Raw genomic sequence first — 8,894 nt, forward strand, 5'->3', positions numbered from 1 at the left:
TAAGAGACAGATCGAGGACTTCCGCCCGGCACTCCCCCCAGCCTCCGGCCGGGGGGACCCCCAGAGCACGCACCGAACGCCGCTCCTTCTTCCACGGAGATCCATCAGAAGCCCCTAGTGGTTGGGAGCCGGTGCGAACAGCCCGGCCACTTCCGCCGCCGCCACGGCCGTGCGCAGTGCCCCGGCCGCGCGGTCCGGGCCCGGGAGCCCGGGACCTACCGGCATGACGTTGAGCGTGGTGACGCCGGTCTCGGCGTACTGGGTCATCCGCTCGGCGATCCGCTCCCGCGGCCCGAGCAGCGAGGTGGCGTCCAGGAATTCCGGCGGTACGGCGGCCATGGCGCCCGGGTAATCGCCGTTCAGGAACTTCTCCTGGACGACGCGGGCCTGGGGGCCGAAGCCCATGCGCTCGGCGAGCTGGGTGTAGTGATTGTCCTCGCGGCCGCCCATGCCGCCGAGATACAGCGCGGCGTACCCACGCACGCGCCGGGCGCAGGCCCGCCAGTCGGGGCCGGTCACCAGGGGGATACAGGGCGCTATGTCGAAGCCGGGGCCGTCCGGGCCGTCGGATGCGCCGAGCGTGCGGCCGGACTTCGCCAGCCCCGCCCGCAGCGACTGAAGCTGCTTTTCCGCGTGCGCGGGGGAGAAGAACACCGGCAGCCAGCCGTCGGCGATCTCCCCCGTCAGCTCCAGGTTCTTCGGGCCGAGGGCGGCCAGGTACACCGGGATGCGTTCGCGCGGGGATCGGATGGTCAGGGCGAGCGCCTTGCCCGGGCCGTCGGGTAGCGGGAGCGCGAAGTGCTTTCCCTCGTACTCCAGGGGCTCGCGGCGCAGCGCGCGGCGCACCAGGTCGACGTATTCGCGTGTACGGCCCAGGGGTGCGGTGAACCTGACGCCGTGCCAGCCCTCCGAGACCTGAGGGCCGGAGACGCCCAGACCGAGGCGGAGGCGGCCGCCGGAGAGGGTGTCGAGGGTGGCGGCGGTCATGGCCGTCATGGCGGCGGAGCGGGCGGGGATCTGCAGGACGGCGGTGCCGACGTCGATGCGGGTGGTGCGGGAGGCGATCCAGGACAGGACCGTCACAGCGTCCGAGCCGAATGCCTCGGAGACCCAGACCGCCGAGTAGCCGAGTTCCTCGGCGAGTTGGGCGAGAGCGACGTTGGAGGCGTCGTTGCCGCCGACCCAGTAGCCGAGATTGAGGCCGAGTCTCAGGGCGGGGGCGGTCATGAGTAACTCCTGTGCATGGGGCCCGCGTCGGGTTCGCGACACGGGTGCGGTCAGCGGTTCGTGCGGGTGCGGTAGCGCCACGTCGAGAGGGCGGTGAAGACGGCGATCAGGAGCACCGAGCAGGCCACGGTGTAGAGCGCGGGGTGCTGGGCGGGCCAGCCGTGCTGGGCGGGGAAGCGCGGTGGGGGCGTGTTGCCGAACAGCTTGCGCAGGGCGCCCGCGAGCGAGGTGATCGGGTTCCAGGCGGCGACGGTGGCCAGCGGCCCCGGGAGGCTGGTGCTGGAGACGTAGCCGGAGGAGATGAACGTCGCGGGGAACAGCCAGATCAGGCCGAGGCTGCTGGCCACCTGGGTGTTCGGGGCGAGGAGGGCGACGAACACGCCGATCCACGCCATCGCGAACGCGAACAGCAGCACCAGCAGGATCCCGGCGGCAGCATGGAGGGGGCCGGTGTGCGGGCGCCAGCCCATCAACAGGCCGCAGGCGGTGGTGACGGCGACGCTCACCACGCAGTTGGTCAGGTCGGAGGTCGTACGGCCGAGCAGCAGGGCGACCCGGGAGATCGGCAGGGTGCGGAACCGGTCGACCATCCCCTGCTCCAGGTCCCGGGCGAGCCCGACCGTGGTGAACGAGGTCGTGAAGGCCACCGTCTGGGCGATCAGCCCGGCCACCAGGTAGGAGCGGTAGGCCGAGCCGCCCAGGCTGTTGCCGAAGACGTACCCGATGAGCAGGGCGAACAGGACCGGCTCGAACAGGGAGGACACGAGCAGTCCCGGGCTGCGCCGCAGATGTAACAGGTTGCGTAGCGCCAGGTCGGCGCTCTCGGCAGCGACGCGGATCACGGGGTTGCGCCGGGGCCCGGCGGGGAGGGGAAGACGGGTGCCGCCGCCCGCTGCCGGGGCCCGGTTGCCTCCGGTGCCGGCCGCGGCAGCGGCGTCCGCGGTACGGACGGGGGTGCTCATCGCGTCCCTCCCGGCTGGGCCTCGGCCCGCGTCGCGCTCCCGGTCAGCCCGAGGAACACGTCGTCCAGGGTGGACCGGTTGAGGCCGATCTCCAGTACGTCCACGCCCTCCTCGTCCAGCGCCGCGAGCGCCCGTCCGAGCGCCGCCCTGCCGTCCGTCACGGCCGCCTCAACCCGGCGGGCCCGGCGGGCCCGGCGGTCGACGGTCGGTGTCGCGCCGGTCGCGCGGGCGGCGGCCCGGGTGGCGGGAGCGAGGTCGTGGTCCTCGGCGACGTACAGGACGAGGCGGTTGCCGGCCGTGGCCTTCAGCTCGTCGCTGGTGCCCTCGGCCACCACCCGGCCCTGGTCGATGACCGTGATCCGGTCGGCGAGGCGGTCGGCCTCCTCCAGATACTGGGTGGTGAGCAGGATGGTGGTGCCGTCGTCGACGAGTTCGCCGACCGCCTCCCAGGTGTCCAGCCTGCTCTCCGGGTCAAGACCGGTGGTGGGCTCGTCCAGGACGATCAGCGGCGGGGCGCCGATGAGGGCGGCGGCCAGATCGAGGCGGCGGCGCATGCCGCCGGAGTAGGTTCTGGCCGGGCGGCCGGCCGCGGCGGTGAGGCGGAAGCGGGACAGCAGATCGTCGGCGACACGGCGCGCGGTGCGGCGGCCCAGCCCGCGCAGTTTCGCGATCAGATACAGATTCTCCGAACCGGTGAGCATGCCGTCGACCGTCGAATACTGGCCGGCCATTCCGATCGTGGCGCGTGCCTTCTCCGGCTCCGTCGCGACATTCCAGCCGTTCACGAAGGCATCTCCGACGTCCGGTCTGAGTAACGTTGTCAGGATTTTCACCAGAGTGGTTTTTCCCGCGCCATTGGGTCCCAGTAGAGCCATGACCTCTCCCGGGTGAACATTCAGTTCAACTCCGCGTAAGGCGTAGGTCTCCTGGTATTTCTTTTGTAAGTTCCGGATAAGGATGGCCGACGTGGCTGACGTATGCACAAGTCCGTTCTACGTCGCGTGATGAGCTGCGTCGATCTATTCCAGGTCAAAGATCTTTTTGCGTTTGCTGGAGTTGATTTGCGTTTGCTTGAAGCTTTTCTGGTCGAATCGATAAGCGTGATCACTTACAGTCGGTGCCGTGCGAGAATTAATAACGTCGCTCAGGAAACGGGCAGTCGATACGCCCAACGATCCGGCCGCCTTCTTCATTTCTGGCTCCAGTGAACTCAACTGTGTCAGTCGAAACTATTCGGACCTCGATCTTCACGCCCGGCGCATAGCCGCGTGGCTCCAGGAGCGTTATAGCCCCGGTGACCGGGCGCTTCTGGTGTATTCGCCGGGACTCGAATTCGTCACCGCCTTCTTCGGCTGCGTCTACGCGGGCCTCATCGCGGTGCCCGCCCCGGTGCCCGCCCGCTCCGCACACCAGCACCGCCGTCTTGCGGCCATCACCCGGGACGCGGGCGTAAAGGTGCTCCTGACCCAGGAGGAGGACCGGGCGACCCTGGAGAAGTGGGCCGCCGACGCGGGCATCACGGGCCTTGCCTTCCATATGACGGACTCCGGCGACGGCGACCCTGCCGTCTGGTCCGAGCCCACGGTCTCGCCGGACACGGTGGCCCTGCTCCAGTACACGTCCGGATCGACCGGCGACCCCAAGGGAGTCGTGGTCAGCCACGGCAACCTGATGCTCAACGGGCAGCGCCTCTTCGACGCGGCCGGCGTGGGCGAGACGGGGCGCGCAGGGGGGTGGATTCCCCTGTATCACGACATGGGGCTGATCGGCCTCATGCTGCCCGGCATCCTGATCGGCCGGGGCTACGCGCAGCTGGACTCCCTGAGCTTCCTGCGCAATCCGTACCAATGGCTGCGGATGATGGACGCGCTCGACGTCAACATCACGTGCTCGCCCGACTTCGGATACGACATGTGCGTCCGCAGGGTCACCGACGAGCAGCTCGCCGAACTCGACCTGTCCCGTCTCACCGCCGCCGTGAACGGCTCCGAGCCGGTCCGGTCCGGCACCCTGGACCGCTTCCAGGAGCGTTTCGGTCCCGCGGGCTTCCGGCCCGAGTCGATGGCCCCGATGTACGGCCTGGCGGAGGCGACCCTGGTGGTCTCCGGCATCGCCGGCCGGGAGCCGGTGCGGACATCGGTCGACGTGGCCGGTGCGGAGCGGGGAATCCTCGCCCCGGCCGCCGCCACGCAGCCCTCCCGCCCGCTCATCGGATGCGGGCCGGCCTGCGGCTCGGACGCGGTGATCGTGGACCCGGACACCGCGGAAGTCCTGCCCGACGGGCGCATTGGCGAGATCTGGCTCAGCGGCCCCTGCGTGACCGGGGGCTACTGGGGCAACGAGCAGGCCACGGAGGCCACCTTCCGCGCCCGTACGGCCGACGGCCGCGGACCGTTCCTGCGCACCGGCGACCTCGGCGGATGGCTCGACGGCGACCTGTATATCACCGGCCGCCGCAAGGACGTCCTCGTCGTGCACGGGCGCAACTTGTACCCGCACGACATCGAGGAGGAACTCCGGGCCCAGCACGACGAGTTGGACGGGATGCTCGGCGCGGTGTTCATGGTCGGCGGTACCGACGGCGTGGACGCCGAACCCTCTATCGTCGCCGTCCACGAGATCCGGTGGCAGCCGGACGACGAACGCCTTGGCCCGCTCGCCGCCGCGATGAAGCAGACCATCGCCCGGGAGTTCGGCGTGCCGGTCGGCGCTGTCGCACTGGTCCGGCCGCGCTCGGTCCGCCGCACCACCAGCGGCAAGATCCAGCGCTCGGCGATGTGCGAGCTGTACGTCACGGGACAGCTGGCGCCTCTCTTCCTCAGCGAGGATCCGCTGCTGACGTCCGCGCTCGAAGACCGCCGGAGGGAGAGCGCGCGATGACCACGGCCACCGAGCTCGAGGCCCTGCTCACCGGATACGAGAACGGATCGGCGGACTTTGCGGACGACGCCTTCGCGCCCGGAGCGCTCGCCTCGCTCGACGAGGCCGAGGAGTTCCCCGCCCAGGCGGTCCGCGTCCTCGACGAGGCGGGGCTCGCCGCCCACTACGTCCTGACCGACGGGGTCGAACTCCCCGAGACCGTACGGCTGTTGCGTACGGTCTCCCGACGGGACCTGACCGTGGCGATCGCCCACGGCAAGACATTCCTCGGAGCCGCCCCGACGTGGGTGGCCGGCACGCCGGAGCAGATCAGCGGGCTGGCCGAGCGCGTACGCGCCGGGGACATCGTGTGCTGGGGGCTGACCGAACGCGGGCACGGGGCCGACCTGCTCGCCGGCGAGCTGACAGCGGTGGCCGACGACCCCGGCGGCTGGCGGCTGGCCGGCGAGAAGTGGCTCATCAACAACGCCGGCCGCTCCACCCTCGCCTGTGTCCTCGCCCGCACCGACCCGGCGGGCGGCGGGCGCGGCTTCAGCCTCTTCCTCGTCGACAAGGGGCAGCTGCCAGAGGGCAGTTGGCGTACCCTCCCCAAGGTCCGCACCCACGGCGTCCGCGGCGCCGACATCAGCGGGTTCGCCCTCGACGGTGCCCGGGTCCCCGCGGCCGCGCTCATCGGCGCGGAGGGCGACGGCATCCCGATCGTCCTCAAGTCCCTCCAGCTCACCCGTATCCTGGCCGGCGCGCTCTCCCTCGGCGCCGCCGACCACGCGCTGCGGCTGGCCCGGGACTTCGCCACCGGCCGCGAACTGTACGGCCGCCGACTGGCCGACGTCCCTCACGTACGGCGCGTCCTCGGCCGGGCCGCCACCTCCGCACTGCTCGCCGAGGCGGTGAGCCTGCTCGCCGCCCGCTCGGCACACTCCCTGCCCGGCGAGCTGAGCGTCGTCTCCCCGATCGCCAAGGCGTACGTCCCGAGCCTCACCCAGGAGACGCTCACCACCCTCGGTGAACTCCTCGGCGTACGCGGCTTCCTCACCTCCCCGCCCGGCAGTGGCTTCGCCAAGCTGGAACGCGATCACCGGATCTGCCCGGTCTTCGACGGCAGTACGGTGGTCAACCGAGCCGCCCTGCTCAACCAGCTGCCCCGCCTCGTACGGCAGTTGAGCCGCCACAGGGCCGACCTCGACGGCCTGCGGGCCGCCGCGGACCTCGGCGCTCCGCTGCCGCCCTGCGACCGGGACTGCCTCTCCCTGCTGTCCGTCACGGGATGCAGCGCCGTACAGGCCATGCCCGACACGGTGGACCGCATCCGATGTGAAGGCCCGCCGGAACTGGCCGCGCTGACCACGCCCCTGCTCGACGAACTGACCCTGCTCGAAAAGGAGTCGGCCGCCTTCGTGCCGGTTGCGGGCGGCCTGCCCAGCACCGCCTTCGAGCTGGCCGAACGCTACGAGCGCGCCTACGCGGCCGCCGCCTGCCTCCTGCTGTGGCTGGAGAACCCGGGCCTGCGCACCGGGCCGCTGGGCGCCGACGCGCTGTGGCCCAGAGCCTGCCTCACCGCCCTGCTCGGCGCCGACGACAATGCTGTCTCGGACGCCATGGCCGCCGTACTCCTCGACTGGAACGCCCCGGAGTTCACCCTCCTGGGAGGTACCGAGTGAACCCCCACACCCACGGAGCACCGGCCGAAGGCCTCGCCCCGAAGCGCGCCGACGAACTGGAACACCTGCTCGGCGCCCTCGGCGACCCCGCCAACCCCACCGGCGCCGCCGCGATCCTCGACGCCGACGAACGGGCCGAAATGCTCCCCGCCGGGGAGGCGCTGCTCCACGACTACGGCCTGAACGCGGAGTTCGTGCCGCCCGAGCACGGCGGACGGCTCGACCGGGCCGACCACCTCGTCGAGGTCATGCGCGGCCTCTACCGCCGGGACCCCGCCCTCGGCCTCGGCTACGGCGCCAGCTCGCTCATCGCGGGCGTCACGCTGTGGACGGCCGGGGACGCGGTGCAGACCGCGTTCGCCGCCCGGACGCTGCTCGACGGCCGCCGTATCGCCGTCGCCTTCCACGAGCTGGCGCACGGCAACGACATGGCAGGCATGGAGTTAGCCGCGACCGCCGCGGCGGACGGCCTGCTGCTGAGCGGGCGCAAGGAAGTCGTCACCAACCTCCGGCGCGCGGACGCGCTGGTGGTGCTCGCCCGCAGCGACCCGCGACCGGGCCAGCGCAGCCACTCCCTGGTGCTCGTCGACCGCGCGAGCGCCGACCCGGCCCGCCTGACCGACCTGCCGCGCTTCACCACCGTCGGCATGCGCGGCGTCCAGCTCGGCGGCATCGGTGTCGACGAGTTGCCGGTGCCCACCTCCGCGATCCTCGGCCCCGTCGGCTCGGGCCTGGAGAGCGCCCTGAAAGCCTTCCAGGTCACCCGCACGGTGCTGCCCGCCATGATGAGCGGCATCCTCGACACCGGACTGCGCATCGCCGTCGAACACTTGACGGAACGTCAGCTGTATGGCGGCCTGGCCACGGACCTGCCCTACGTCCGCTCGCAGCTGACCGACGTCTTCGCCGACCTGCTGCGCGCCGAGGCGTTCGGCGCCGTCGGCACCCGCGCGCTGCACCTGCTGCCGGGGCAGACGAGCGTGTACTCCTCGGCGGTGAAGTTCGAGGTGGCCCGGCTGCTCCTTCGGGCCATGGACCGGCTGGCGGAGCTGCTCGGCGCGCACTTCTATCTGCGCCAGGGGCCGACCGCGCTGTTCCAGAAGCTGTTCCGCGATCTCGCCCCGGTCGGCTTCGGACACATCGCGCGCGCCGCCTGCCAGATGAGCCTGCTGCCCCAACTGCCGCTGCTGGCCCGGAGATCGTGGTCCAAGCCCGGTGCCGAGGCGCCCGGCGACCTGTACGCGCTCGGCGCCGCCCTGCCGCCGCTGCCGTTCGACAAGCTGGCCCTGCACGCTGCGGGCCGCGACGCCGTCGCCGGATCGCTGCACGCCCTGGCCGACGCGCCCTGGTCGCCCGAGCACGCCGACCTGCGTGCCGCCGTCGAGGCCGACCGGGCCGAGCTGATCGAACTCGCCGCCGAATGTGTCCCGTTGGCGCCGGTGGACCTCGGTGTCGACGCCCGCCCCGAGCACTACGACCTCGTCACCCGGTACGTGCGCCTCCTGGCCCGCACCGCCTGTATCGAAGTCTGGCGGCACGCCGAACCCGGCACCTTCCTGGCCGGCCCCGCCTGGCTCCGCGCGGCCCTGCACCGCTCGGCGCCCGGCCCGCGCAAGCCCGGTCCGCTGCCCGGCCCGGTCGAGGACGCCCTCTTCACCGAGCTGTGTCACCGGCGCGGCGACAGACGCTCGTTCGGACTGACCGGACGCGCGCTGACCGTCTGAGCACGCGGTCCTCCGCATGACCGTGCGGCGCCGACACCGTCGTAAGCCCGTCGTCGGGCCCGCTCACCACCGTACGCAACTCGCCGAGCCCAGCCCGGTCTCCGTACGCCTGGCCCTCATATCTCCGCCCCTCCCCCCAAGAAGGAAGACCCCCATGACCGCTGGCTCCCGAGACGTCCGCACCTGGCTGACCGAGCGCGTGGCGACCTACCTGCGCCGTTCGCCGCAGGGCATCGACACCTCCGTGCCGCTGGCCGACTACGGCCTGGACTCGCTGACGGCGCTGGCCATCACCGCCGACATCGAGGACGAGTTCGAGGTGACCGTCGACGACGCGCTGACCTGGGACCACCCGACGATCGACGCGCTCGCCAAGGTCCTCGGGGAGCTGCTCGGGCAGCAGCCGACGGTGGATGACACGGGCGTGAAGGGGGTCTGAC

7 protein-coding genes are annotated in these 8,894 nt (G+C 71.6%); 4 read left to right on the plus strand and 3 right to left on the minus strand.

Annotated features, from left to right (window positions below; translation table 11 throughout):
• Positions 1–114 precede the first annotated feature (114 nt).
• Genes G6048_RS23245 through G6048_RS23255 form a run of 3 tightly spaced genes read right to left on the minus strand, consistent with a single transcriptional unit; the run spans position 115 to position 3,172 of the window.
• Positions 115–1,227, minus strand: a complete 1,113-nt coding sequence (locus G6048_RS23245; protein ID WP_206342027.1) for an LLM class F420-dependent oxidoreductase — start codon at positions 1,225–1,227, stop codon at positions 115–117.
• Between the two features lie 50 nt (positions 1,228–1,277).
• Positions 1,278–2,189 (minus strand): ABC transporter permease, encoded by a 912-nt coding sequence (locus tag G6048_RS23250; RefSeq protein ID WP_165341531.1) that lies wholly within the window; start codon positions 2,187–2,189, stop codon positions 1,278–1,280.
• Positions 2,186–3,172, minus strand: coding sequence for an ABC transporter ATP-binding protein (locus tag G6048_RS23255; protein WP_328826745.1), 987 nt, complete (start codon positions 3,170–3,172; stop codon positions 2,186–2,188). Before G6048_RS23255 ends, G6048_RS23250 begins: the two co-directional genes overlap by 4 nt.
• Before the next feature lie 139 nt (positions 3,173–3,311).
• Here G6048_RS23255 and G6048_RS23260 point away from each other — a divergent pair, with 139 nt between their 5' ends.
• From G6048_RS23260 to G6048_RS23275, 4 genes are all read left to right on the plus strand, one after another.
• Entirely contained in the window at positions 3,312–5,069 is a 1,758-nt protein-coding gene (locus tag G6048_RS23260) for a fatty acyl-AMP ligase (protein WP_165341532.1), read from the plus strand.
• Complete coding sequence (locus G6048_RS23265; RefSeq protein WP_165341533.1) at positions 5,066–6,730, plus strand: acyl-CoA dehydrogenase family protein; 1,665 nt, start codon at positions 5,066–5,068, stop codon at positions 6,728–6,730. Before G6048_RS23260 ends, G6048_RS23265 begins: the two co-directional genes overlap by 4 nt.
• On the plus strand, positions 6,727–8,454 hold the full coding sequence (locus G6048_RS23270; protein ID WP_165341534.1) for an acyl-CoA dehydrogenase: 1,728 nt from the start codon (positions 6,727–6,729) through the stop codon (positions 8,452–8,454). Before G6048_RS23265 ends, G6048_RS23270 begins: the two co-directional genes overlap by 4 nt.
• A 154-nt stretch (positions 8,455–8,608) precedes the next feature.
• Complete coding sequence (locus G6048_RS23275; RefSeq protein WP_165341535.1) at positions 8,609–8,893, plus strand: acyl carrier protein; 285 nt, start codon at positions 8,609–8,611, stop codon at positions 8,891–8,893.
• Position 8,894 lies beyond the last annotated feature (1 nt).

Origin of the sequence: Streptomyces ureilyticus, from assembly GCF_011045025.1 — a bacterium.
Classification (GTDB): domain Bacteria; phylum Actinomycetota; class Actinomycetes; order Streptomycetales; family Streptomycetaceae; genus Streptomyces; species Streptomyces ureilyticus.

Bases quoted from the DNA above. Each gene is read 5' to 3' on its own strand.
- G6048_RS23275 (WP_165341535.1), top strand. From the start codon at position 8,609: ATGACCGCTGGCTCCCGAGACGTCCGCACCTGGCTGACCGAGCGCGTG.
- G6048_RS23250 (WP_165341531.1), bottom strand. From the start codon at position 2,189: ATGAGCACCCCCGTCCGTACCGCGGACGCCGCTGCCGCGGCCGGCACC.
- G6048_RS23265 (WP_165341533.1), top strand. From the start codon at position 5,066: ATGACCACGGCCACCGAGCTCGAGGCCCTGCTCACCGGATACGAGAAC.
- G6048_RS23245 (WP_206342027.1), bottom strand. From the start codon at position 1,227: ATGACCGCCCCCGCCCTGAGACTCGGCCTCAATCTCGGCTACTGGGTC.